Annotated in this window: 23 protein-coding genes; 4 read left to right on the top strand and 19 right to left on the bottom strand. The window is 68.1% G+C overall.

Annotation, left to right across the window (positions count from 1 at the left end):
* Window positions 1-123 precede the first annotated feature (123 nt).
* The 6 genes from ACWEFV_RS04010 to uvrC form a co-directional block, all read right to left on the bottom strand.
* Complete coding sequence (locus ACWEFV_RS04010) at window positions 124-1,071, bottom strand: sterol desaturase family protein (RefSeq protein ID WP_450069134.1); 948 nt, start codon at window positions 1,069-1,071, stop codon at window positions 124-126.
* Window positions 1,072-1,087: 16 nt separating this feature from the next.
* On the bottom strand, window positions 1,088-1,756 hold the full coding sequence (locus tag ACWEFV_RS04005) for a TetR/AcrR family transcriptional regulator (protein WP_450069133.1): 669 nt from the start codon (window positions 1,754-1,756) through the stop codon (window positions 1,088-1,090).
* 449 nt (window positions 1,757-2,205) lie between these two features.
* Window positions 2,206-3,183: a DNA-binding protein WhiA gene (gene whiA / locus ACWEFV_RS04000; protein ID WP_077741723.1), complete on the bottom strand. Its 978-nt coding sequence runs from the start codon at window positions 3,181-3,183 to the stop codon at window positions 2,206-2,208.
* Entirely contained in the window at window positions 3,180-4,238 is a 1,059-nt protein-coding gene (gene yvcK / locus ACWEFV_RS03995) for a uridine diphosphate-N-acetylglucosamine-binding protein YvcK (RefSeq protein ID WP_135454231.1), read from the bottom strand. The genes whiA and yvcK overlap by 4 nt, the downstream gene beginning before the upstream one ends.
* Complete coding sequence (gene rapZ / locus ACWEFV_RS03990) at window positions 4,235-5,149, bottom strand: RNase adapter RapZ (protein WP_135454228.1); 915 nt, start codon at window positions 5,147-5,149, stop codon at window positions 4,235-4,237. The genes yvcK and rapZ overlap by 4 nt, the downstream gene beginning before the upstream one ends.
* Before the next feature lie 37 nt (window positions 5,150-5,186).
* Window positions 5,187-7,274, bottom strand: a complete 2,088-nt coding sequence (gene uvrC, locus ACWEFV_RS03985; RefSeq protein WP_135454226.1) for an excinuclease ABC subunit UvrC — start codon at window positions 7,272-7,274, stop codon at window positions 5,187-5,189.
* 104 nt (window positions 7,275-7,378) lie between these two features.
* Between uvrC and ggt the strand changes: the two genes are divergently transcribed.
* Complete coding sequence (gene ggt, locus ACWEFV_RS03980) at window positions 7,379-9,301, top strand: gamma-glutamyltransferase (RefSeq protein ID WP_450069267.1); 1,923 nt, start codon at window positions 7,379-7,381, stop codon at window positions 9,299-9,301.
* A 10-nt stretch (window positions 9,302-9,311) separates the two neighbouring features.
* Here ggt and ACWEFV_RS03975 read toward each other — a convergent pair whose 3' ends face one another.
* The 4 genes from ACWEFV_RS03975 to ACWEFV_RS03960 form a co-directional block, all read right to left on the bottom strand.
* On the bottom strand, window positions 9,312-9,764 hold the full coding sequence (locus tag ACWEFV_RS03975; RefSeq protein WP_135454222.1) for a PH domain-containing protein: 453 nt from the start codon (window positions 9,762-9,764) through the stop codon (window positions 9,312-9,314).
* Between the two features lie 7 nt (window positions 9,765-9,771).
* The gene (gene ribH / locus ACWEFV_RS03970; protein WP_135454219.1) at window positions 9,772-10,251 is read right to left on the bottom strand and encodes a 6,7-dimethyl-8-ribityllumazine synthase; all 480 of its coding nucleotides are present in this window, start codon (window positions 10,249-10,251) and stop codon (window positions 9,772-9,774) included.
* A complete protein-coding gene (locus ACWEFV_RS03965) occupies window positions 10,248-11,576 on the bottom strand; it encodes a bifunctional 3,4-dihydroxy-2-butanone-4-phosphate synthase/GTP cyclohydrolase II (RefSeq protein WP_450069132.1) in 1,329 nt (442 codons plus the stop codon). Before ACWEFV_RS03965 ends, ribH begins: the two co-directional genes overlap by 4 nt.
* 98 nt (window positions 11,577-11,674) lie before the next feature.
* Complete coding sequence (locus tag ACWEFV_RS03960) at window positions 11,675-12,274, bottom strand: riboflavin synthase (RefSeq protein WP_135460014.1); 600 nt, start codon at window positions 12,272-12,274, stop codon at window positions 11,675-11,677.
* Window positions 12,275-12,347: 73 nt separating this feature from the next.
* Between ACWEFV_RS03960 and ACWEFV_RS03955 the strand changes: the two genes are divergently transcribed.
* Together ACWEFV_RS03955 and ACWEFV_RS03950 are read left to right on the top strand one after the other, a co-directional pair.
* Window positions 12,348-13,067, top strand: a complete 720-nt coding sequence (locus ACWEFV_RS03955) for an LppX_LprAFG lipoprotein (protein WP_450069131.1) — start codon at window positions 12,348-12,350, stop codon at window positions 13,065-13,067.
* Window positions 13,067-14,725: an MFS transporter gene (locus tag ACWEFV_RS03950; protein ID WP_450069130.1), complete on the top strand. Its 1,659-nt coding sequence runs from the start codon at window positions 13,067-13,069 to the stop codon at window positions 14,723-14,725. The genes ACWEFV_RS03955 and ACWEFV_RS03950 overlap by 1 nt, the downstream gene beginning before the upstream one ends.
* A gap of 5 nt (window positions 14,726-14,730) precedes the next feature.
* Here the strand turns inward: ACWEFV_RS03950 and ACWEFV_RS03945 are convergent, their stop codons facing one another.
* The 9 genes from ACWEFV_RS03945 to ACWEFV_RS03905 form a co-directional block, all read right to left on the bottom strand.
* Window positions 14,731-14,886: a hypothetical protein gene (locus tag ACWEFV_RS03945; protein ID WP_450069129.1), complete on the bottom strand. Its 156-nt coding sequence runs from the start codon at window positions 14,884-14,886 to the stop codon at window positions 14,731-14,733.
* Window positions 14,887-15,039: 153 nt separating this feature from the next.
* Entirely contained in the window at window positions 15,040-16,041 is a 1,002-nt protein-coding gene (gene ribD, locus ACWEFV_RS03940) for a bifunctional diaminohydroxyphosphoribosylaminopyrimidine deaminase/5-amino-6-(5-phosphoribosylamino)uracil reductase RibD (protein ID WP_450069128.1), read from the bottom strand.
* Window positions 16,038-16,715 (bottom strand): ribulose-phosphate 3-epimerase, encoded by a 678-nt coding sequence (rpe, locus tag ACWEFV_RS03935; protein ID WP_135454209.1) that lies wholly within the window; start codon window positions 16,713-16,715, stop codon window positions 16,038-16,040. Before rpe ends, ribD begins: the two co-directional genes overlap by 4 nt.
* Window positions 16,716-16,751: 36 nt before the next feature.
* The gene (locus ACWEFV_RS03930; protein ID WP_450069127.1) at window positions 16,752-18,152 is read right to left on the bottom strand and encodes an RsmB/NOP family class I SAM-dependent RNA methyltransferase; all 1,401 of its coding nucleotides are present in this window, start codon (window positions 18,150-18,152) and stop codon (window positions 16,752-16,754) included.
* Window positions 18,149-19,078 carry a methionyl-tRNA formyltransferase gene (gene fmt / locus ACWEFV_RS03925; RefSeq protein WP_450069126.1) on the bottom strand — a complete coding sequence of 310 codons (930 nt, stop codon included), beginning with the start codon at window positions 19,076-19,078 and terminating at the stop codon, window positions 18,149-18,151. Before fmt ends, ACWEFV_RS03930 begins: the two co-directional genes overlap by 4 nt.
* Window positions 19,079-19,111: 33 nt before the next feature.
* Entirely contained in the window at window positions 19,112-19,648 is a 537-nt protein-coding gene (locus ACWEFV_RS03920; protein WP_450069125.1) for a LemA family protein, read from the bottom strand.
* A complete protein-coding gene (locus ACWEFV_RS03915) occupies window positions 19,642-21,462 on the bottom strand; it encodes a DUF2207 domain-containing protein (RefSeq protein WP_450069124.1) in 1,821 nt (606 codons plus the stop codon). Before ACWEFV_RS03915 ends, ACWEFV_RS03920 begins: the two co-directional genes overlap by 7 nt.
* Window positions 21,463-21,510: 48 nt before the next feature.
* Window positions 21,511-23,511 carry a primosomal protein N' gene (locus ACWEFV_RS03910; protein WP_450069123.1) on the bottom strand — a complete coding sequence of 667 codons (2,001 nt, stop codon included), beginning with the start codon at window positions 23,509-23,511 and terminating at the stop codon, window positions 21,511-21,513.
* Window positions 23,508-24,266 (bottom strand): lysoplasmalogenase, encoded by a 759-nt coding sequence (locus ACWEFV_RS03905; RefSeq protein ID WP_450069122.1) that lies wholly within the window; start codon window positions 24,264-24,266, stop codon window positions 23,508-23,510. Before ACWEFV_RS03905 ends, ACWEFV_RS03910 begins: the two co-directional genes overlap by 4 nt.
* Here ACWEFV_RS03905 and ACWEFV_RS03900 point away from each other — a divergent pair.
* A complete protein-coding gene (locus ACWEFV_RS03900) occupies window positions 24,229-25,176 on the top strand; it encodes an alpha/beta hydrolase (protein ID WP_450069121.1) in 948 nt (315 codons plus the stop codon). The genes ACWEFV_RS03905 and ACWEFV_RS03900 overlap by 38 nt on opposite strands.
* Window positions 25,177-25,185 lie beyond the last annotated feature (9 nt).

Below are 25,185 nucleotides of genomic sequence, written 5' to 3'. Positions count from 1 at the left end.
TGCTGCCTCAATCGTGGGGTTGACGTCGAAGTTTGTCGCCACACACTACAACGTGAGGATGACGTCGGGGTGCCTCAAGACCGACGGTCCGGCAAGTGGCGGCGACGACGAACGCCGGCGCGCCTAGCTCATCGTGCTCGGAACCGACAGCATCTGCACCTCACGTTCGACAGTCGCTGCGGTATCGGCGTTTTCGCTCCACCCGGGCGGCCCGAACAGGTAGCCGAACCGGCCGCGCCAGGTCTGTGCCCGCCAGACGTCGGTGACCATGGCGGCGAACTCGTGGTAGTTCACCTTGATCGGGTTGTAGGTGTCGATGTTCTTGGTCAGGCCGTAGCGGACGGGTTCTCCCTCGGCGGCGAAGGTGCCGAGCATCCGGTCCCAGAGAATGAAGATGCCGGCGTAGTTCTTGTCGAGATAGGGATTGTTGGCTCCGTGGTGCACGCGGTGGTGCGACGGCGTGTTGAACACGTACTCGATCGCGCGGGGAAGCCGATCGATGCGCTCGGTGTGGATCGGGAACTGGTAGAGCAGCACGATCGCCTGCGACAGGAAGACCAACCATGCCGGGATGCCGATCAGCGCCAATCCGACGTACCCGATGGTGTTCAGAAACGAGCCGGGAATCAGCCAGGACAATCGCATGGCGGTGGACAGGTTGAAGTACTGGCTCGAGTGGTGCACGTTGTGCGCGGCCCAGAACATCCTGATCCGGTGCGACATCCGGTGCTGCAGGTAGTAGGCCAGGTCGGCCAGCACGATGGCCAGCACCCAGACCCACCAGTGCGATGCCGAGAGGTGCAGCGGCGTCAGCGATGCGGCGATAGCGACCATCGGAACCGCGATGAATCTGTCCAACGGCCGCAGGACGAAGCCCAGTGCGTAGATCGAGAGGTTCGTGGCGCTGTCTCGCCACGAGATCCCGGCCCGCGGCCGCGCTGAGCCGCTGTCGTCTTTGTCTTTGTCTTTGTCTTTGTCTTTGTCTTTGTCGAAGCGATAGCTGAGGAACTCGATCGCCATCAGGACGAAGTAGGCGGGCATGGCGTACAGCCCGATCCGCAGCGGGTCCATGGCGGTTACTTCCCTTCTACCTGTTCTCGGCCGACGCCGACCTGCGGCCCGACGCCTTCGGCATGCCTGCCAGTTGCCAGGCCAGCGCCTGCCCGAAAAGTTCGTCGGGCACCCGGTCGGGGTCGATGCGCCGTTGCCTGATCAATCCCTGGAAGAGCGCGAGAACCACCACCGCGAAGCCCTCCACGGAGACGCTGTCGTCGATGTTGTTGCGCTCCAACGCATCGGCGAGGATCTCGCGCAGCGAGGCCAACGTGCGCGACGACCGATCCTGCAGGATCTGCATGGCCTCGGGATTGCGCACGGCGTGCAACCAGAATTCAGCCTGGATGGCCTCGAACTCGATGTCGTTGTCGGCGATGTCAACGAGGACCCGACCCAGGGCGGTCAGCGGTCCGACTTCTGTGTCCTCGGAAATGGACTGCACCACCTGGTCGATCCGGCCGGAGGCGCGTTCGGTCATCAGCTCGGAGAACAACTGCTCCTTGCTGGAGAAGTTCGAATAGACCGCACCGATTGAATACCCGGCCGTACGGGCGATCTCGTCCACCGATGCCGCGGCATAACCCTTCTGGGCGCAGGTCCGAGCGGCGGCATCCAGAAGCGCGGCGCGGGTCCGTGCCTGATTCTCGGCTCTGGTCAGCCGTACCGGCGCTAGGTCCGTGCCGCTTCGGTCATCGACCATATTTCAGATAGTAGGTGCTATTCGAATAACAGTCACTATTTGAATACTGTGACCGGTCTCACCAGCCGGCGAATGGGCGGCCACGCCGGCATGGCAGTCGTCGCGGCAGTGATCGTCGCCCGCACGCTGGTGGCGATGAGGACAGGAAGGGTCTCGGCCATGTCGGCACGATCCGTGCACTCGCTACGGCCGGTCTGCCCGGAATCGCCACGCCGAGTGAGTCTCCCGGGCTGGCGCCAATCCTGGTCGGCCCGTGCATCTGGTGCACGTTCCTCGACCCGTTCATCCACCAATCGAACTCGATGGCCATTCGACGGAGCGTTTACGCCACGAGACCTTTTGTGGCATTTGACATCCCATTGACCTCGGGGTCCCCGACCACCGCATTCCGCGGCGGATGGGCCCCGCTGCCAGTGTGATGACTTGGAGCGTTTGCGATTTCGCTCGGATCAGGCGTCGTCGAGCAGGTCCGGGGTAACCGCCGACTCGGTGTCGGGAACCCCTTCCTGCTTGGCCTTGCGGTCCGCCATCGACAGCAGGCGCCGGATACGGCCGGCCACAGCATCTTTCGTCATCGGCGGATCGGCGAGCCGGCCCAACTCCTCCAGCGACGCCTGACGGTGTTCGACCCGCAGCTTGCCCGCCGCCGCCAGATGATCGGGCACCCCGTCACCCAGGATGTCCAACGCACGTTCCACCCGGGCAGCCGCAGCCACCGCGGCACGCGCCGACCGGCGCAGGTTGGCATCGTCGAAATTGGCCAGACGATTGGCGGTGGCGCGGACCTCGCGGCGCATCCGCCGTTCCTCCCACGTCAGCCTGGTGTCCTGGGCTCCCATTCGGGTCAACAAGGCACCGATCGCCTCGCCGTCGCGCACCACGACCCGGTCGGCACCGCGTACCTCGCGGGCCTTGGCACTGACTCCGAGCCGCCTGGCCGCACCGACCAGGGCCAGTGCCGCCTCCGGACCGGGGCAGCTGACCTCCAGCGCCGACGACCGTCCCGGCTCGGTCAACGAGCCGTGGGCGAGGAACGCACCACGCCACGCGGCCTCGGCGTCCCCGACGCTGCCGCCGACCACCTGTGCCGGCAGGCCACGTACCGGGCGTCCACGAAGATCGAGCAGGCCCGTCTGCCGGGCCAGCGCTTCCCCGTCGGCGGCCACCCGCACCACATAGCGGGTGTTCTTCCGGATTCCGCTGGCCGAGAGCACGTGCACCACGGCGTTGTAGCCGTACAGGTCGTAGATGTCCTTGCGCAGGCGGCGCGCGATGATCCCGAGATCCACCTCGGCCTCCACCACTACGCGGCCGGCCACGATGTGCAGGCCGCCGGCGAAACGCAACAACGACGCCACCTCCGCGCGGCGAGCGCTCACCGAGTTGACTACGAGACGGCTCAGCTCGTCTTTCACCTCGGCTGTCATCGCCACGGATCGTCCCCTCTCGGTGTGTTCGGCGCCGGTTCCTGGTGCGCCACGTCGACCGACCTCGCAGCGGGCGTGGGAACGGTGGCCTCCTGCACGGCCCCGGGCGCCATCGAGCGCAATCGGACACCCTCCAGCACCGCGGCCAACTTCGCCGGGTCATGTAAAGGTGTACCAGGTCGAGACACGTCAGCAAACTCAACTCGAGCGTTGAGGATGTTGGCAGTGCGGCTGAGTTGCTCCCGTTCACGGTCGCTCGGCACCCGGCTGGCATCGACGATGATGTCATGCACGCTGAAGTCCGGAGCATGCTGGGCCAGAACGTGGATGTGACGCTCCGCCGAGAACCCCGCCGTTTCACCCGGCTCCGCCGCCAGATTCAAGACGAGCGCACGCCGCGCCGTCGTCGCCCGCAATGCCGCCGCCAACTGCGGCACCAACACGTGCGGGATCACACTGGTGAACCACGACCCCGGCCCGAGCACCACGAGATCGGCGCTCATGATGGCCTCGACAGCCTGTCGGGTGGCCGGCGGATCTCCGGGCAGCAACCGCACCCGGCGCACCTTGCCCACCGTGGTGGCGATCGCCACCTGACCGCGGATCACCCGGCTCATCCGCGGATCGGTCTCCAGGCCCGCGACATCGGCCTCGATCTGCAGAGCGATCGGGCACATCGGCAGCACCCGGCCCTTCACACCGAGGATGCGCCCGAGCTCGTCGAGGGCAGCGACCGGATCGGCGAGCACCTCGCTGAGGCCGGCCAAGATCAGATTGCCGATCGGGTGACCGGCGAGCGCGCCGCTGCCACCGAACCGGTGCTGGATGATCGTCGCCCACAACCGACCATGCGGACTGTCAGAGGCCAAGGCCGCCAACGCCATTCGCAGATCACCTGGTGGCACCACATCGAGTTCGCTGCGCAGCCGACCCGACGATCCACCGTCGTCGGCAACCGTCACCACGGCCGTCACGTGCGGGCTGAGCCGGCGCGCCGCGGACAAGGTGGCGTACAAACCGTGCCCTCCACCGAGGGCCACGATGCGCGGGGTCATTCGCGACCCAGATCCCGGTGCAGCACGCGGACGGTGAGCCCGTCACCGCCCTGCAACCGCTCCGCCAGCGCCTCCGCGATCGCCACGCTCCGATGTTTGCCACCCGTGCACCCGATGGCGACGGTCATATAACGCTTCCCCTCCCGGCGGTATCCGGCGATCACCACGTCCAACAGACGATGGTAGGTGTCGAGAAATTCTCTGGCGCCCGGTTGTCCCAGCACGTAGTCCCGCACATCCGGATGCTGGCCGGTATGCGGCCGCAATTCGTCGACCCAGTGCGGGTTCGGCAGGAACCGGACATCCATCACCGTGTCCGCGTCCATCGGCAGGCCGTACTTGTAGCCGAATGACTCCACAGTGACATTCGTGTAGGCGACGGTCTCACCGCCGAACGCACGCTCGATGCTCTCACGCAATGCCGGCACCGGGAGCGCAGACGTGTCGATCACCAGGTCGGCCGCGGCCCGCACCGGCGCCAGCAACGCCCGCTCGGCAGCGATCCCCTCGGCCAGGGTCTGGGTGCCCTGCAGCGGGTGGCTGCGCCGGTTCTGCTCATACCGGCGTACCAGGATGTCGTCGGACGCCTCAAGGAACAACACCCGCGGGGTGATGCTGCGGGCCGCCAATTCGTTGCGCACCCAGTCGAGATCGCCGGTGAAGCCACGCGACCGCACATCCATCACCACGGCAAGCTGGGTGATCCGTGATCCGGCGGCCAACCCCAACTCGACCATGCGCGCTATCAACTCCGGCGGCAGGTTGTCGGCGACATACCAGCCGAGGTCCTCCAACACCTTGGCAGCGGTGCCGCGCCCCGCCCCGGACAAGCCGGTGACCAGCACCACGTCGATTCCCGAATCCGCGTCCGCACCACCTACGATGCCGCCCTCGCGCAGATGTTCATTCATGCGCGAACCGCCTGGCTACTCATGTCCCCGTTACCCGTCATCCCGACACCCTGCGTCGATCATCCTCGATAACCGTTGCGGGCGCCCCTGAATCGCCCAGTCCGGCGCTGTTCTCACTTCGCGGGTCTTCGCCCTCGACCGGTGGCGGCGTGCTCGGCGGCTCACCGCTGTGCTCGATTGGCGGCTCACCGCCGTGCTCGATTGGCGGCTCACCGCCGAGCGCAGCCAGGACGGCCTTCGCCGTCGTCACACCGATCCCCGGCACCGCGGTGATCTCCTCGACCGTGGCCTCCTTGAGTCGCGCCACCGAGCCGAAATGCGTCACCAACGCCTTGCGGCGCTGCTCGCCCAAACCACGCACCGAGTCGAGCGCCGAGGCGGTCATCCGCTTGGACCGCTTGCTGCGGTGATAGCTGATCGCGAACCGGTGTGCCTCGTCGCGCACGCGTTGCAACAAATACAGCCCCTCACTGTTTCGCGGGAAGATCACCGGATCCGGCTCGGAAGGCACCCACACCTCCTCCAGGCGCTTGGCCAGCCCGATCACCGCGACATCGGTGACGCCGAGTTCGTCGAGCACCGCGGCCGCCGCATTGACCTGAGGGGCACCACCGTCCACGACGAACAGGTTTGGCGGATAGGCGAACCGGCGCGGACGCTGCTCGGTGCCTGCCTCGGGCTGCGCATCGCTCACGTGCCGCAGGAAACGACGCCGGGTCACCTCGGCGATCGAGGCGACGTCATCGGAGCGGCCGTCACCGGCAGCCTCACGGATCGCGTAGTGCCGGTAGTCCGACTTTCGCGGCAACCCATCCTCGAACACCACCAGTGAGGCGACCACATCGGTGCCCTGCACATGGCTGATATCCACACATTCGATCCGCAACGGCGCATCGGCCAGACCCAGCGAATCCTGAATGCTCTGTAGCGCTTCCGATCTCGCGTTGAAGTCGCCGGCACGCTTGAGCTTGTGTTGGGCCAGCGCCTCCTGTGCGTTGCGCGCGACAGTCTCGGCCAGTGTGCGTTTGTCGCCGCGCACCGGCACCCGCAGGCTCACGCGCGAGCCACGAAGCCCGGACAACCATGCCGCCAGTTCATCGGCATTCGGCGGCAGCACCGGCACGAGGACCTCCCGCGGCACCGGGTTGGTCGCCTCATCGGCCGCGCCGCCCAATTCGGCCTGTTCGCCGTAGAACTGGGTGAGGAACTGTTCGACGAGGTGCTCCTGCCCGGATTGCTCTGGGTCACCGGACTTCTCGACGATCCAGCCGCGCTGGCCCCGCACCCGCCCCCCGCGCACGTGGAAGACCTGAACGGCCGCCTCGAGGTCATCGTCGGCGAACGCCACCACGTCGGCGTCCGTGCCGTCGCCGAGGACCACTGCCTGTTTCTCCAGCGCACGCTTCAGTGCCGCGATATCGTCGCGCAACCGGGCCGCCCGTTCGAAGTCCAACTCCTCTGCGGCCGCGATCATCTGCTGCTCCATGTCGCGGGCCAGCCGGTCGGTCTTGCCCGACAGGAAATCGCAGAAGTCCAGCACGATGCGCCGGTGTTCCTCGGCGCTGACCCTACCGATGCACGGCGCCGAGCACTTGTCGATGTAGCCGAGCAGACACGGACGGTCGATCTGCCTGTGCCGCTTGAACACTCCCGCAGAACAGGTTCTGGCCGGAAACACCCGGGTCAGCAGATCGAGTGTCTCCCGGATCGCCCACGCATGCGAGTACGGGCCGAAATACCGCACGCCCTTGCGCCGCGGCCCGCGATACACCATCAGCCGCGGGTACTCCTCGTTGAGCGTGACCGCCAACACCGGGTACGTCTTGTCGTCGCGGTAGCGGATGTTGAAGCGTGGATCGAATTCCTTGATCCAGTTGTACTCCAGCTGCAGTGCCTCGACCTCGGTGGTGACCACCGTCCACTCGACACTGCCCGCCGTCATCACCATCTGCCGGGTGCGCGGCGCCAGGCTCGCGATATCGGCGAAGTACGACGTCAGCCGGCTGCGCAGGCTCTTGGCCTTGCCGACATAGATGACCCGACCGTGCGGGTCCCGGAACCGGTACACGCCCGGCTCTACTGGTATCGATCCGGGCGCCGGCCGGTACGTCGCTGGATCGGGCACGGTTTCCAGGTTACTGCCGCGATCCGACGGAACTCCGCTACCGTCGAACTGTGCGGTTGCTGGCGTCCACCCGTTCGGTCATCGCGCTGCTCAGTGTCGTCGCTATGATCCTTGCCGGATGCTCCGACGGCAGTCGGCGCCCCGCGAGGACCGATGCCGGGCCGTGCCAGATCATTTCCAACGGGACCCCGTTGCCCAAACCCCCTCAGGCACCCCCATCGCCGACACCTGCCCAACCATCGGCACCGCCGACGACCCGCAACCTCGCGACCAACCCCGAGATCGGCACCGGCTACCGCAGCGACATGACCGCCGTCCGCACGGCCACCTATGCGGTGGCCACCGCCAATCCACTGGCCACCGAAGCCGCCTGCAAAGTGCTGCGCGACGGTGGTACCGCTGCCGACGCACTGGTGACCGCACAGGCCGTGCTCGGCCTCGTCGAGCCCCAGTCCTCCGGGATCGGCGGCGGCGGCTTCCTGCTTTATTACGACGCGGCAGGCAACGCGGTGCGCGCCTATGACGGACGTGAGACCGCCCCGGCCGCGGCGACCGAGAACTACCTGCGCTGGGTGTCGGAGACAGACCGCTCCATCCCCAAACCCGACGCCCGGGCATCGGGCCGCTCCATCGGGGTGCCGGGGATCGTGCGACTGCTCGACGACGTGCACCATCAGTTCGGCAAGAAGGCCTGGCGCGATCTCTTCGACCCTGCCGTGTCGATGGCCGACAACGGATTCGACGTCAGCCCGCGCCTGGCTGCGGCCATCGACGACGCCGACGCCCAACTTCGGCTGGATCCCGCGTCGGCCGGCTACTTCCTCAACCCCGACGGCAGTCCCAAGCCGGTGGGCACCCGCATGACCAACCCCGCCTACGCGAAAACCTTGGGCGCCATCGCATCCGAGGGTGCTCAGGCCTTCTACACCGGCGACATCGCCCGCGCTGTGGTGGCGGCCGCGACCGATACCAGCGGCGGCCGCACGCCGAGCGCCATGACCGAACAGGATCTCGCCGGCTACACCGTCAAACACCGCGACCCCGTGTGCACCACCTACCGCGGTCGCGAGGTCTGCGGTATGCCACCGCCGTCGTCGGGCGGCATCGCGGTGGCTGCCACCCTCGGCATGCTCGAGCACTTCCCCATGAGCGATTACAAGCCGGTGCGCATCGACCTCAACGGCGGGCATCCCTCGGTGACCGGGGTGCACCTGATCTCGGAGGCCGAACGCCTCGCCTACGCCGACCGCGATCGCTACGTCGCCGACACCGATTTCGTCCCACTACCCGGCGGATCACCCGAGACACTGCTCGGCGGCGCCTACCTCACCGGCCGCGCCGCCCTGATCTCGCGGAACCACACGATGGGCACGGCCGCGCCCGGGGACTTCGCCCCACCGATGACCATTCCGCCGCCGCCTGAGCACGGCACCAGCCAGATCAGCGTGATCGACAGCCACGGCAATGCGGCGTCACTGACCACAACGATCGAGTCCGCCTTCGGTTCGTTCCACATGGTCGACGGCTTCCTGCTCAACAATCAGCTCACCGACTTCTCCGCCGAGCCGACCAGCACCGAAGGCCATCCCGTACCCAACCGGGTTCAGGCCGGCAAGCGCCCACGCAGCACCATGGCGCCGACGCTGGTGTTCGACAAGGCGGGGCCGCAACGGGGTCCCCTGTATGCGGTCGTGGGCTCCCCCGGCGGTGCAGTGATCATCCAGTTCGTCGTGAAAACCCTTGTCGGCATCATGGATTGGAACCTGGACCCGCAGCAGGCGGTATCAATGATCGACTTCGGCGCGGCCAACACACCCGTGACCAACGTCGGCGGGGAGCATCCGTTGGTCGATACGGTCGCCAACGGGGACCGTGATCAACTGGTCGAGGGCCTGCGGGCACTCGGACATCAGGTGTCGCTGGCCGATCAGTCCAGTGGGCTCTCAGCCCTGGTGCGCACACCGTCGGGCTGGATCGGCGGGGCCGATCCGCGCCGTGAAGGGCTGGTGCTCGGCGACGTCGGTTGACCCTGTGGTGTCAGACGAGATTCGAGCGGTAACGGTCGATCAGCTCCCGGACCTCGTCCATGGCCTCGACCGCACGCCCCTTGTCGATGGCCTGGATCGCCATCACCGGAATGTACTCGTCGTCGGGCAGGTCCAGCCGAGCCCAGCGGGCTCCGACCGGGAATGTCACGCCGAGGGCCTCGGACCAGGGAATCACCTTGAAGCTGACCAGATTCCGGACCGCCACGCCGGTCGGGCCGACCTTGAGCCGGGGCCGCGCGAACAACAGCACCACTCCGCCGATGATCGCTCCCAGCAAGGCGATCGCCACCTGATCGGAGGTCTGGAAGACCACACCGGTGGACCCCACCTTCAGCAGCACGCCGACCGCGACGTGCGCCAGAAAGATGATCAGTGCCGCCCCGTAGGCGAAATACGGTGTCCGGTAAGGCCGGATATCAAGGTCCCAGGTTTCTGCAGTCATCGGCCGGTCACGCCTTCGCGCGCAGTTCCCGCAGGGTCAGCGCGGTGGAAAGCGCCGCCGCCGCGGCCTGGGCACCCTTGTCCTCGGCGGAATCCGGCAGGCCGGCGCGATCCAGGGCCTGGGCCTCGTTGTCGGTGGTCAGCACACCGTTGGCGACCGGGGTGGACGCGTCGAGCGACACCCGGGTCAGGCCCTGCGTCACCGCGTCGCACACGTAGTCGAAGTGCGGGGTCTGCCCACGGATGACCACGCCCAACGCCACCACCGCGTCATGGGTGGCCGCCAATGCCTGTGCCACCACCGGGATTTCGATGGCGCCGAGCACGCGGACCACCGTCGGCTCGTCGATGCCGGCGTCGGCGGCGACCTTGCGCGCGCCATCCAGCAGCGCGTCGCAGATCTGGGTGTGCCAGGTGCTGGCCACGATCGCCAGCTTCACATTCGAAGCGTCGATCTGGGGCAGATCAGGGACTCCGTGGCCGCTCACAGGCTCGAGCCCGAGTCGGTCGCACTGGGCGGCCGGCGGTCGCCGAGCAGGTACACCGCCTCGTCGTAGTCGTCCATGCTCACCGCTTCGTCATAGTCTTCGAGTCCGACGAGGTCGTGGCCCATCCGGTCCCGCTTGGTCATCAGGTAGCGGATGTTCTCCGAGTTCGCTCGCACCGGCAGCGGTACCCGCTCGATGATGTGCAGCCCATAACCGTCGAGCCCCACCCGCTTGGCCGGGTTGTTGGTCAGCAGCCGCATGGACCGGATACCCAGGTCCACCAGAATCTGGGCGCCGATGCCGTAATCGCGGGCGTCGGCAGGCAGGCCGAGTTTCAGATTCGCGTCGACGGTGTCCTCGCCGGCGTCCTGCAACTGATAGGCCTGCAGCTTGTGCATCAGACCGATGCCGCGGCCCTCATGACCGCGCATGTACAGCACCACGCCGCGGCCTTCACGGGCCACCATCGCCATCGCGGCGTCCAGCTGCGGGCCGCAGTCACAGCGTCGGGAGCCGAACACGTCACCGGTCAGGCATTCGGAGTGAACCCGGACCAGGACGTCGTGACCGTCGCTGGCCGGCCCGGCGATGTCGCCGCGAACCAGCGCGACATGCTCGACGTCCTCGTAGATGCTCTTGTAGCCGACCGCCACGAACTCGCCGTGCCGGGTCGGGATACGCGCCTCGGCGATCCGCTCGATGTGCTTCTCGTGCTTACGGCGCCACTCGATCAGGTCGGCGATCGAGATCAGCGCCAGATCGTGATCGTCGGCAAAGACGCGCAGCTCATCGGTGCGCGCCATGTCGCCTTCGTCCTTCTGGCTGACGATCTCGCAGATCGCGCCGGCGGGCTGAAGCCCGGCCAGGCGGGCCAGGTCGACGGCTGCCTCGGTGTGTCCGGGGCGGCGCAGCACGCCACCGTCCTTGGCCCGCAGCGGAACTACGTGGCCGGGCTTGGTGAAGTCGTCGGCGATGGTCGCCGGATCGGCCAGCGCCCGCATCGTGGTGGCCCGGTCGGAAGCCGAAATGCCGGTTCCCACATCCTTTTTGGCGTCCACCGTGACGGTGTAGGCGGTGCCGTGCTTGTCCTGGTTGACCGCGTACATCGGCAACAGGCCCAGCCGGTCACAGATCTCACCGTCCAGCGGCACACACAGATAGCCCGAGGTGTAGCGGACCATGAACGCCACGAGTTCGGGAGTCGCCTTCTCGGCGGCGAAGATGAGATCGCCCTCGTTCTCGCGATCCTCGTCGTCGATCACCACCACGGCTTTGCCCGCCGCGATATCGGCAATCGCCCTCTCGACGGAATCGAGCCTGGTCATCTGCGCCACCTTGCCTGTTCTAATGACAGGTCCCCCAATGCGGGACCAATCGCCGACTCCAGTATGAACCACCGAAATCCAGCGGTTATTGCCAGCTCTTACTCACCGGGACCGGCCATCAGCCGTTCCACGTATTTGGCGATGATGTCCACCTCAAGATTCACCGTCGTTCCGACGGCCGCCTGACCCAGCGTGGTGAGCTCACGCGTGGTGGGGATCAGCGACACCTCGAACCAGTCGTCACCCACCGCGGACACCGTCAACGAGACCCCGTCGACGGTGATCGAGCCCTTCTCCACGACGTAGCGCGACAGCGCGGTGGGCAGCCCGATGCGGACGACTTCCCAGTGGTCGAAGGGCGTGCGGGAAATCACAGTGCCGGTGCCGTCGACATGGCCCTGCACGATGTGGCCGCCGAGGCGGCTGTTGACCGCGGCGGCCCGCTCCAGGTTGACCTGGCTGCCCACCCCGACCCCGCCCAGGCTCGACCTGTTCAGCGTCTCCCCCATGACGTCGGCGGTGAACGCGCCGTCGGGCAGTACATCCACCACCGTCAGGCAGACCCCGTTCACCGCGATCGAGTCGCCGTGACCGGCATCGGCGGTGACCACGGGGCCGCGGATGGTGAACCGGGCGGCATCCGTCAGCTCCGCCTTGTCGACCAGGACACCCAGCTCTTCAACGATTCCGGTGAACACGCCGACCAGACTATTCGCCTCGAGCATCAGTTGGAGAAAACGCCCGGGCGTCGCGAGCCTCTACGATGCAGTAATGCAGACGCGCCCACGCTTCGCAGTCCAGTCCTTACTCGCAATTCTCTTCGCAGCGGCCGCCCTCGTCGCCGGCTGCTCGTCCTCTTCGTCCTCGGAGAAGTCGAACGCCCCGCTGCCCGATGCGGCCCAGCTGCTGCAGGATTCCTCGGCCGCCACCAAGGCCCAGCAGAGCGTGCATCTGCTGCTGACCGTGCAGGGCACGATCAAAGGCCTCCCCATCGAGAAGCTCGACGGGGACCTGACCAACACCCCCGAGGTGGCCGCTGAAGGCACCGCCGATCTGTTGTTCGCAGGCCAAAAGCTGGCCGACGCGAAGTTCGTGGTGGCCGGCGGCGACCTGTACGCGGCCCTGACCCCCGGCGATCCGCTTTCCAACTACGGACCCGCCGCCAGCATCTATGACATTTCGGCGATCCTGAACCCCGACAACGGCCTGGCCAACGTGCTCGCGAACTTCAGTGATCCCAAGGCCGACGGCCGCGAATCCGTCAACGGCACCGAGGGAGTCCGGGTGACCGGCACGGTCAGCCCCGACGCGGTCAACAAGATCGCCCCGCAGCTCAAGGCTGAGGGCCCGGTCCCGGGAACCGCTTGGATCACCGAGGACGGGAACCACACCCTGCTGCAGGCCAAGCTCGAACCCACGCCCGGAAACAGCGTCACCATGACCCTGTCTGACTGGGGCAAGCAGGTCACCGTCACCAAGCCCGCTTCCTGATGTCCTCCGCGGAGTCGGTGAGGTCCGGCCGCAGCCGCCACATCGCGATCAGCGCGGGCAGCCTTGCCGTGCTGCTCGGCGCCCTCGACACCTATGTCGTGATCACGGTGATGACCGACATCATGTCCGACGTCGGCATTGCGGTAAACGAGATCCAGAAGGTCACCCCGATCATTACGTGGTACCTGCTGGGGTACATCGCGGCCATGCCGCTTCTGGGCCGCGCCTCTGACCGGTTCGGCCGCAAGATGCTGATCCAGGTCGGTTTGGCCGGTTTCGCGGTCGGCTCGGTCATCACGGCGCTGTCCACCAATCTGGACATGTTGATCGTGGGCCGTGCGATCCAGGGCGTCGCGAGCGGTGCGTTGCTCCCGGTGACCCTGGCGCTGGCCGCCGATCTGTGGGCGGCTCGCAGCCGGGCCGCGGTACTCGGCGGGGTCGGCGCCGCCCAGGAGTTCGGAAGCGTCCTGGGCCCGCTGTACGGCATCGGCGCGGTCGCGGTGTTCCATCACTGGCAGGCCGCGTTCTGGATCAACGTGCCGCTGGCCCTCATCGCCATGGTGATGATCCACTTCAGCCTGCCGGGCAAGGAACCGAGCGACCACCCCGAGAAGGTCGATGTCATCGGCGGCGTCCTGCTGGCGATCGCGTTGGGACTGGCCGTCATGGGCCTGTACAACCCGAAACCGGACGGCAAGCAGGTTTTACCCGACTGGGGTCTTCCGGTCCTGATCGGTGCGCTGGTGGCGGCGATCGCGTTCTTCGCCTGGGAAAGGGTCGCCCGCACCCGGTTGATCGAACCCGCGGGTGTGCGGTTCCGGCCGTTCCTGGCCGCGCTGGCCGCGTCGTTGTGCACGGGTGCCGCCCTGATGGTCACGCTGGTCAATGTCGAGCTGTTCGGCCAGGGCGTGCTCGGTAAGGACAAGTACGACGCCGCATTCCTGCTGTTGCGGTTCCTGGTCGCCCTACCCATCGGCGCGCTGATCGGCGGCTGGATCGCCACCCGCGTCGGGGACCGCATCGTCAGCTTCTTCGGACTGATGATCGCGGCCGGCGGCTTCTGGTTGATCACCAACTGGTCGATCACCGTGCTCGACGAGTACCACGACCTGGTCCTGTTCCGGCTGCCGGTGCTGGATACCGATCTGGCGATCGTCGGATTCGGACTCGGGTTGGTGATCGCCCCGCTCACCTCGGCCACACTGCGAGTGGTACCTGCCGCACAACACGGCATCGCTTCCGCATTCGTCGTGGTGTCCCGGATGATCGGCATGCTGATCGGAATCGCGGCCCTGTCCGCGTGGGGCCTGTACCGCTTCAATCAGCATCTGGCCACGCCGAACCCGGATTGCGCCAGCCTCCCGCCGCTGGACCGGACCCTCTGTCGATACCGGGCTGCCTACGTGGCGCAGTACGCCGAGATCTTCGGGATCACCGCGATCGTCTGTGTGGTGGGTGCGGTGCTCGGTCTGCTGATCGCCGCACGCCACGTCCACGTCGACGAACCTGCCGGTCCTCCCGAGGAACTGCGCGCCGGTGAGAGTGACGACACGTCGACCGGGCAGCTGTACCTGCCGACGCAGGTCCTGCCGGTCCAGTCAGCCGACCCGGCAGTCCAGGGCACCGACCAACCGCCGGGACGTCATCGATCGAGTTGATCGGCTCAGCAGCGTTCGACCCCGGGGCTCAGCAAACGTGGTGCCCGGTCGGCCTCATCCGGCCGGCCGGGCACCACGAGCCGTAACGGGACTCGGACCAACGCCCGGATCGTGCGGGGAGTCCATGGCGTGCTGGGGAGCCAATCCTGCAGTGCAGTCATGCTCGCGTCCTTTGCTCGTGTTCACCCGGCGCACATTCGGCAGCGAACGCGCTTTGGTACGAGTGTACCGATCATGACCGACAATGCCCGGCATTTCACGAGCGTAACTTAGGTCACCCTAACTCAAGCTGGCTACCTCCTGGGAGGCTGCTATCAGTTGGGCACCAGACTCAGGCGAACGTCCGGCCCGATGGCGGTGATGCCGTCGAACCGCCACCGCTGCGCGTGCATGATGCTGGGAACCCCGATGTCGTCGACCGCGGTGATCGGCCCACCCAGCATTATCGGCGCCACATAGGCCAGGATCCGGTTCACCACGCCGGCCCGCAGGAAGGCCCCGGCCAGGGTCGGCCCACCCTCCAGAAGCACGTCGGTCCGGTCTCCCAGCGACCGCATCACCTCAAGCGGATCATGCGTACGGATCAGCATCGTGTGCGAATCGTCGTTGAGCACCTTGGCGTCCGGCGACACCTCGCGCATCCCCACCACGACCCGCAGGGGCTGATGACCGGTCAGCGTGCCGTCGGCCCGGCGCGCCGTCAGCGTCGGATCGTCGAAGAACACCGTTCCGGTACCGACCACGATCGCGTCGGCCGCGGCCCGCTTGCGATGAACGTCCGCGCGGGCGGCCTCACTGGTGATCCACTGGCTGGAACCGTCGGCGGCGGCGCTGCGGCCGTCCACGCTGGTGGCGAATTTCCATGTGACATGCGGCAATCCGGTGCGCTGCTTGTGCAACCACTCGCGCAGTGGCCCGTTCTCGACGTCGTCGGCCAGCAGCCCGGCAGTGACCGTGACACCAGCCTCGGCGAGCCGCTGCGCCCCGCCTTCCGCCGCCGGGTTGGGATCGGCCACCGCGAAGGTGACGGCCGAAATCCCCGATGCCAGAAGCGCATCCACGCACGGCGGGGTCCGCCCGTGGTGATTACACGGCTCAAGGGTGACTACGGCGGTGCCACCCTTGGCCCGGTCCCCTGCCGCCTGCAGCGCCATCACCTCGGCGTGCGGGCCTCCGACGGGCTGCGTCGCGCCGACGCCGGCGATCTGCCCGTCGCTGTCCAGGACCACCGCGCCGACCGGCGGGTTCGGGTAGGTCGAGCCCTTGACCTGTTCGGCCTGCTCGATGGCCAGCCGCATCGCGGCCTCGGGCGTCATAGCGTCAGATGTCTCGAGGCGCTCGCAGCCTGCTGACGCAGGGACTTCACCGCGGCGGCCGGATCGGCCGCGCTGTACACCGCGGAGCCGGCGACGAAGCAGTCCACGCCGGCCTCGGCGGCCTGCTCGATGGTGTCGGCGTTGATGCCGCCGTCGATCTCGACGACGATGGTCAGCTCGCCGGAGTCGACGAGGCGGCGCACGATGCTCACCTTGGAGAGCACCTCCGGCATGAACTTCTGTCCACCGAACCCGGGCTCGACCGACATCACCAGCAGGGTGTCGAACTCCTTGAGGATCTCCAAGTACGGCTCCAGCGGGGTGCCCGGCTTCACCGACAGGCCGGCCTTGGCGCCGGCGGCACGGATATCGCGGGCCACGCCGATCGGGTTGTCGGTGGCCTCGGCGTGGAACGTGACGTTGTAAGCACCCGCCTCGGCATACGGCGGCGCCCAGCGCTCGGGCTGGTCGATCATCAGATGGCAGTCCATCGGGATATCGGTGGCCTTGAGCAGGGACTCCACCACGGGCAGGCCCAGCGTGAGATTGGGCACGAAGTGGTTGTCCATCACGTCGACGTGCAGCCAGTCGGCCCCGGCCACCGCGGCGACCTCATCGGACAGCCGCGCGAAGTCAGCGGACAGGATGGAAGGGGCGATCAGGGGTTCTGCCATGGCGATCACCCTAAGACATGCTCTTCGCGCAAGCGCTCATCGGACCTTCAGGGCGGCCGCGAACATCGCATCGGTCCCGTGCCGGTGCGGCCACAGCTGGACGTGCGGTCCGTCGCCGAGGTCATCGGCCGGGGCAAACAACTCCCGGGTGTCCAGTTGGGTCACCGGATGCCGGCGCACCGCATCGGCCACCACCCCGATCGTTTCGGCCAGGTGCGGCGAACAGGTCGCGTAAAGGACCACGCCGCCCGGGCGGGTCAGCGAGATGGCCGCGGCGAGCAGTTCGCGCTGCAGCTTCGCCAGCCCGGGGACGTCGCCGGGCTGGCGACGCCAACGTGCCTCCGGGCGCCGGCGCAGCGCCCCCAACCCCGTGCAGGGCGCATCGACCAGGACCCGGTCGAAGCCGGGCTCCAGGCCCGATTCCCGCCCGTCCACGCGCTCCACGTCGACGTCGAGCCCCCGGGTGTTCTCCTCGACGAGATCGGCACGGCGCGGCGCGGGTTCGACCGCGGTGACCCGGGCACCCGAGGCCGCACCGATGGCGGCCAGCAGTGCGGTCTTACCGCCGGGACCTGCGCACAGGTCCAGCCAGCGACCGTTGTCCGGACCGTCGAGTTCGGCGAGGGTCAGGGCGCGGGCCACCAGCTGGCTGCCCTCGTCCTGGACCTGGGCGGCACCGTCCCGCACGGCCGCCAGCTGTCCGGGGTCGCCACCGGGCAGGTACACCGCGTACGGCGAGTAGCGGCCCACGGTGCCGTCGGCCTGCGCGGCCAGCTCGGCTGCGGTCATCGCGGTGGGCCGTGCCGCCAGGTGCACCAACGGACGCTCGTCATCGCTGGCCAACAGGGCGTCGAGTTCACCGGCGCGCGCTCCCAGTGCGTCGGTGAAGGCCTGGGCGATCCACCGCGGGTGGGCGTGCAGGAAGGCCGCGTGCCCGACCGGATCGGTGGCCGCCGGCGGCGCCAGCCGCTCCATCCATTCCTGCTCGGTGCTGCGGGAGATCGTCCGCAGTACACCGTTGACGAAACCTGCTCGGGCCGAGTCGAATTCGATGCCGGCCTGTTCCACGGTGGTGGACACCGCGGCATGCGGTTCGACCCGGGTGCGCAGCAGCTGGTAGGTGCCCAACCGCAACAGGTCGAGCAGCACCGGATCGATCCGCTCGGGCGGGCGCCCGGCCGCCGCCTCGATGACCGCGTCGAGCATCCCCCTCGTCCGGCAGGCGCCGTAGGTCAGCTCGGTGGCGAAGGCAGCGTCGCGGCCCTCGATCCCCCGCTCCCGCAGCAGCGGCGGCAGGGCCAGGTTGGCGTAGGAGTCGCGCTCCGACACCGCGCGCAGCACATCGAACGCCGCCCGGCGGGCGGGATCCAGGGGTGTGCGCCGGTGCTGGCGGTTGCGTTGCGGTGCACGGTTGGGTCGGTTCGGCGAGTTACTCATGATGCGCGCACCGATTCCTCCAACCGCGCACCGCGGGCCCAGTCGGCAGCGTTCATGAGTTTCTTGCCGGGGGGTTGGATCTGCCCCAGCCGAACCGGTTGCGAGCCGGTACCGACCAATACGGCATTGCGGTCGACACGGATTTGACCGGGCGCCAACGAATCTTCCGACGGTTCCACCGTGACCGGACCGACCTTGACGCGCAGGTCCCCGATCATCGTCCAGGCACCGGGATTCGGGGTGACCGAACGGATCTGCCGGTCAATGACGTGGGCCGGCAGGTCCCAGCGCACCCGGGCCGACTCCACGGTGATCTTGGGCGCCAGGCTCACGCCGTCGGCCGGCTGGGGCACCGCGGTCAGGGCCCCCTCGGCGACGCCGTCCAACGTGGACTCCAGCAGTGCGGCACCCGAATCAGCAAGCCGCCCAAGCAGATCGCCCGCCGTGTCGGTGTCACGCACCCGCTCGGTGACCACGCCGTAGACCGGTCCGGAGTCGAGTGCCGGCTCGATCAGGAAGGTCGTGGCCCCGGTCACCTCGTCACCGGCCGCCAGGGAGGCCTGCACCGGCGCTGCCCCGCGCCAGGCAGGCAGCAACGAGAAGTGCAGATTGATCCAGCCGTGTCGGGGCACCGCGAGCAGGCGTTCGCTCAGCAGCGCGCCGTAGGCGACGACGGCGCAGCAGTCCGGTGCCAGCTCGGACAGTTCGGCGACGAACTCGTCGGAGTTGGGCCGCGACGGGCGCAGCACCGGTATCTCGTGCTCGAGTGCCAGCTTCGCGACCGGTGACGGTGCGGGCTTGCCGCGGCGCCCGGCGGCGGCGTCGGGCCGGGTCAGCACCGCGACCACATCGTGACGAGGCGAGTCGATCAGCCGCTGCAACGACGGGAGGGCGGGCTCTGGAGTTCCGGCAAAGACGAGGCGCACCGAATCAGTCTAGGTATCCGGCCCGCTGCTTCCCTAATGTGGCGATTGGTAGTACTCCCGCTCGGATACCCCGGCCAACGGGGCCAGATATACCCACGGGATCGTTCCGACCAGCCGGTTGAGGGTGGCGACAGCGTCGTTGTAGTACTGCCGGGCGAACGCCAGCTTGTTCTCGGTGTCGGTCAGGTTCTCCTGCAGGTTCAGGAAGTTGTTCGACGAATTGAGTTGCGGATAGGACGATCCCAGCGCCAGCACCCCGGTCAGGGCCGAGTCGAGATCACGTTCGGCTGCGCTGCGCTGCACCACCGAGGCGCCGCCGGTCGCCGAGGTCAGCGCCGCCTGGGCACTGCTGACCCGGCCGAGGACCGCCGTCTCGTGCTTGGCGAACGTCGCCACGGTCTGCACCAGCGCCGGAATCAGCGCGGCCCGGCGAGTCAGCTCGACGTCGATGCCGCTCAACGCCTCGGCGACGTGCACGTCGGCCACCCGCAGTTTGTTGTAGCCGACGACGAAGCCCACCAACACCGCCACCGCGAGTGCCAGCACCACGACCAACAGCAGCCTCACCACGATCCGCCCCCTCCCCCTCCGCCACCACCGCCGCCTCCACCGGACGACGATGACCCGCCGCTCGACGAAGAGGAGGACGACGACTGCGAGGCGGTGTACGCCCCGATCGATGACGATAGTGCCGATTCGAAACTGTCGAAGTCTGCGCCGCCGGATCCACCGGTGAAGCTGTGGCTGTTGTCCGACGACGACGAGTTGTACCAATCAGGTTGGGGTGCACCGGCACCCATCGTGTCCTGATATTTCTTGGCCCACAGTGCGGCGGCGCCGCCGGCCACTGCGAACGGAATGTAGGCCAGGTAGAGATCCTTGCGGGCGGCGAAGTCGAACCGGGTCTCGGCCGAATCGGTGGACAACAGACGATGGAAACCCTCTGCCCGCGACCACAATTCCCGGCCAGCGGGGGTCCGGCGAGTGCCCACACCGCCAGACCAGACACCCACGGAGAACACGAAGAACGCGGCGAAAGGCAGACCGCACAACGTGACCGGTATCCCGAACCACAGCCAGAACCCGGCCACCGCGGCGAGGAACGCCACCACGTTGGCGACGCATATCCACAGTTCCTTGCGGCGCTTGACCATGAAGCCGCCGTCGAACGCCCATTTGCGCACGGCGACCACCATGTCCGCCTTGGCCTTGCTGAGCTTCTTGCCCGATGTCGCGGTGTTGTTGGCGGAGAACTCGGCACCGCGGGACATCACCTTGAGCGCTGCACCCACGTCGATGCCGACCGGATCGACATCGGCCCACTCGGCCGGCTTGGCGAGACCTTTGATCTTCCAGTGTTGGGCATTGACCTGCCGCAGCTCCACGAGTCCACGCTCGGCGAGGTGGAACAGGGTTGCGCTCAGCCCGTTCTTGGGGACGCTCTCGGTGCGGATGAACTCGGTCTGCACCGGCCCGAGCCCTTCCGGCGGGGCGTACTGCACCGGGAATCCCGGTGAGGGTTCGACGGTGGTCCTCGACCAGAAGTAGGCGAGCAGTCCCATCCCGGCGGTCAGCAACGCGAACCAGACCAGAGCGGTTACCGACCGCCCGAGGATCCGGTCCCACGTGTACGGCCACGGCAACGTCGTCTGCGGCGGTGTGGCCACGTCGACGCCGGCGCGCAGCGTCACCGGGGTGTGGGGCTCGAGGCCGTACGCCTCGAGTCGTACGGTGTTGCCGTCGGTGCGCAGATCCGTGCAGGCGCTGCCGACGCCGAATCCGACACTGCAACCGGCGCCGGTGACCTCGGCCGGCAGCGTGACCGAGATTTCGGCCCGCTCGATCGTGTTGTTCCACGCGGGCGCGACGACGTTCCAGTAGAAGGCGGATCGGGCGTCGGGATTCCCGGTACTCCCGGCGAACTGACGGCCGGCACCGACGCTGCCCGGATCCAGGACACCAGCGATCGTATAGCGGATCTCGAAGACGTGGCTGCCGTAGTCCAGGGTGGTGTCGGGGTCACCGACCTTTGCCACCCGGAACCGCTCACCCTTCTCCCACAGCAGTTGGTAGGGCACCGGCGCGCCGTCCAGCGTGATCGACGTGATCTCGGGTACCTGCCGGAGGCGGGAATTGTTCTGGTTGGCCACGTCCCAGTAGCGGAAGATGCCGTGCCGCCCGCTGGGGAAATTACCGGTGATGGTCTCGACCGCGGTCATCCGTCCGGCGGTGTCAACGGTGAAATCAGCACGGTAATCGGTGATCAACACCGGATCGGCAGGCCCGCCGGCGCCCGACCCTGACCCGCCGGTGAACAGCAGCGGCCACAGCAGGCCAAAGGCGATGAGCCCCAACGTAAACAACCACGACCACACCCGGCGCATCGCAGCCTCCTGGTTCGGCACTCACCGGTACCGGGTGAAGTGTTCGCCCTACCCTATGTGCAATGGATCAATTTGGATACGACATGGTTGCTGATCTTTTCGCGCGCTGAGCACGGCGGTGGCCCGCCGGAGTGCGGCCGCCAATTCCAGGCCCCCGCCCCTCGGCACCCGGACCAGCATTCGGTTCACCTCGGCATCCGACGCAAGGCCGGGTGGGCGGCGTGCGCCGACCGGGAGTTCCACCGGCCCGAGAGTTTCCGCGACATCGGGCAGCTGCGCGGTTTCCAGCAGTGCCTCGACTGCCGTCGTCGTCCCGTCGATCGCCGCCATGTGCACCGCGGGTGGCAGACCCACCTCACCGCGGCCGTCGAGTTCGGCGTCGGCATGCCCCACCGGATCCCATCGGATCAGGGCCTGCACGGTCGAGATCGCCGACTCCGCCACCACCGCCACCACGCCGCCGTCGTCCCGCGGCCGGACCAGGGCCGCCGCGGCCATCCATCGGCGCAGCGTGTCCTCGGCGGCGCGCAGATCCTGCCGGCCCAACAGCGCCCACGCGTCAAGCAACAGGGCCGCGCCGTAACCGCCTTGTGCGACCGGCTCCGCACCGGGCGTGCTGACCACCAGGGCCGGCCCCTCCCCGACCGAACCGAGCACTGCGTCGCCGCCCGAGGTGATCACCGAGGTGCCCGGAAACGCCCGGCCCAACTCCTCCGCGGTCCGGCGAGCCCCCACCACCACCGCCCGCACCGCGTCCGAACCGCAACGTGCACAACGCAATGCGGGCTCGGCCCGGCCGCACCACCGGCATTCCGCGGCCTCGCTGCCCCGGTCCGGCAGGGCCAGCGGACCGGTGCAGTGTCTGCAGCGGGTCACGGCGCGACACCGCGCGCAGGCCAGCGCCGGCACGTAGCCGCGGCGCGGAACCTGGATGAGCACCGGGTGTTCGGCCTGCAGCGCCGAACGCGCTGCCTGCAGCGCCATGGACGGAAGCCGCGCGGTGTGGGCGGCAGGATCGCGCTCCTGCGCGTACCCGCTGTCCTCCAGCGCAATTACCCGCGGCGCGGCAGCGCGGATCACCGGCCGGGCCGCCACCACGTCGTGCGCCCAACGGGTCCGCACCAGGGCCTGCGCCTCGGCGGTCCGCGCGTAACCGCCGATGATCGCGGCACACCGCAGCTGATGGGCGCGCAGCATGGCGACCTCGCGGGCATGCGGATAGGGCGCGCGTGGCTCGGCGAGGTTGTCGTCACCGTCGTCCCACACCAGGACCAACCCGAGGTTTGTCACCGGGGCGAACACCGCACTGCGGGTGCCGATCACCACCTGAGCCTGTCCCCGCAGCGCCGCCAGCCAGCGGCGGTAGCGGGCCGACGGGCCGAGCCCGGCCGACAACGCGACCACCCGCGACGCGGGCACCTGTTCGGTCGCCGCGACATACAGCGCATCAACATCGCGCTGATCGGGCACCACGGCCACCACGCCCAGTCCCGCATTCACCGCCACGGCGGCCGCCTCGGCCAGCCGCTGCGCCCAGTTCTCCCCGGGCAGCGCCTGCCACACCGCCCGTGCCGCGCGGCCCTCACCGACCGCCGTCAGGAATTGTTCGCCGCGGCCGTAGCGAGCCCAGGCGCCGGTGTCGACCGGGGCGGCCGAGACCGCTTCCGGCTCGTCGACAGCCTGTTTCTCGACCCTGGCGTGGCGCGGCGGCACGGCCAGGCGCAGCACATCCGCGCGGGTTCCCGCGTAGCGCGCCGCGACGGCGTCGACGAGCCGGCGTATCTCGGCGGTGAGCACCGGCTCGGGCGAGACCACACGATCGAGCCAACCCAGCTTACCGGTGTGGTCGGTGTCCGACCGCCGCTCCAGGAGATACGCGTCGACCAACCTGCCGTTGAACCGCACCCGGACCCGTACGCCCGGCTGGGCGTCGTCGGACTGCTCCTCCGATACCAGATAGTCGAACTCCCGGTCCAGGTGCGGAACGGTGAGAAGGGGCAGCACCCGCGCGATGGGCTCATGCTCGGCGGCGCGGCGGGTGATGGTCACTGCACAGCTTTAGCAGACTTGTCTGACGCCCGACCGAAGAACATGCCTGCCGTGATCAGCAGCAGCGACGTGGCGTATGCCCACCAGATCGGAACGGCGAGCAACTGGTCGCCGCGGATGAACTGGCTGATGCCGATCATGGAGTCCGACACCGCGAAACACACCGCTCCGGCCGCGGTCCACGGTGTGGGCAGCCGGGCCAGCAGCGCCGTGCACACCATGGCTCCCAGCACCGCGATGTAGGCGACCACCGGAACGGCCATGCCCTGTTCGACGAGCCGGGGCCAGAACCAGGTCAGCAACGCCACGCAGGCCAGGATGGTGAGCGCCACGGCGATCAGCCGCGGCGTCGAGCGCCGTGCCAGGGGCAGCAGCGCGCCGAGGAAGCACAGGTGTGCCACCAGGAATGCCGCCAGCCCCAGCACGAAGGACGGCTGCCACCACGGGATCGCGAGCAGGAAGTCACCGAGCGCCGAGAACACCAGCGCACCGACCAGCCAGCGGCGTTCCCGCACGATCGGATGCGCCCACGCGGCCGCCGCCAACAGCAGTGCAGGCAGCGCTTTGACCGCGGGCTGGGCGAAGAACTGGCCGGTGAGATCGGTGCCTGCCGGTAATCGCAGAGCCACCACGAGCAGAAATACGCCGTAAGCCGCGCCGACGACTGCGGCGGCGCCCCACAACCACACCGTCCGGCGGTGTGCGTACGGTGGCGGAATGTCCGTTGCTGACGAGAAACCAGCTGTCGATGCCATCCTGCAGAAGGTACTGGAGGCGGTGCCGTTCCAACTATCCACCGATATAGGTGTCGAGGAGGCCCGGCGCCAGTTCAGTGAGATTCCGCGGCTGCCGGTCCACCCCGAGGTGCAGGCCGAGGATCGTGTGATCCCGGGACCGGCCGGCCCGATCCCGGTGCGGGTGTACCGGCCGCCGACCGCCGACGGCGCGACGCTGCCGGTCGTGGTGTTCATCCACGGTGGCGGCTGGGCGCTGGGTGACCTGGACAGCTACGACGGCACCGCCCGCCAGCACGCCGTGGGCGCCGACGCGGTGGTGGTGTCGGTGGACTACCGTCTGGCTCCCGAACACCCCTACCCCGCGGCGGTCGACGACGTGTGGGCCGTGACGCAGTGGGTGGCCGCCAATGCCGCAGAACTGGGCGCCGACGCCGACCGGCTGGCCGTGGCCGGGGATTCGGCGGGTGGCAACCTCAGCGCGGTCGTGGCGCTGCTGGCGCGTGACGCCGGCGCTCCATCGCTGCGTTTCCAGTTGCTCTGGTACCCGGCCACCACCTGGGACACGAGCCTGCCGTCGTTCACCGAGAACGCCGAGGCGCCGATCCTCGGACTCGACGCCGTCCAGGGCTTCTCCCGTTGGTATGCCGGACACGTGGATCTGTCCGATCCGCCGGCCACGCTGGTGCCGGCCCGCGCGGCGGACCTGTCCGGCCTCGCACCCGCCTACATCGCCGTGGCCGGACACGACCCGTTGCGTGACGACGGTATCCGCTACGCCGAATTGCTTTCCGCCGCAGGCGTTCCAGTGCAGCTGGACAATGCCGAGACCCTGGTGCACGGCTACCTCGGCTACGTCGGTGTGGTCCCCGCCTCCACCGAATCGTTCGAGAAGGCCATCGCCGCGCTGCGCGAGGCGCTGCACGGCTGACGGTTCACT

Source organism: Mycobacterium sp. NPDC004974 (assembly GCF_053600815.1).
This window is presented reverse-complemented; position numbering and strand designations above follow the sequence as displayed.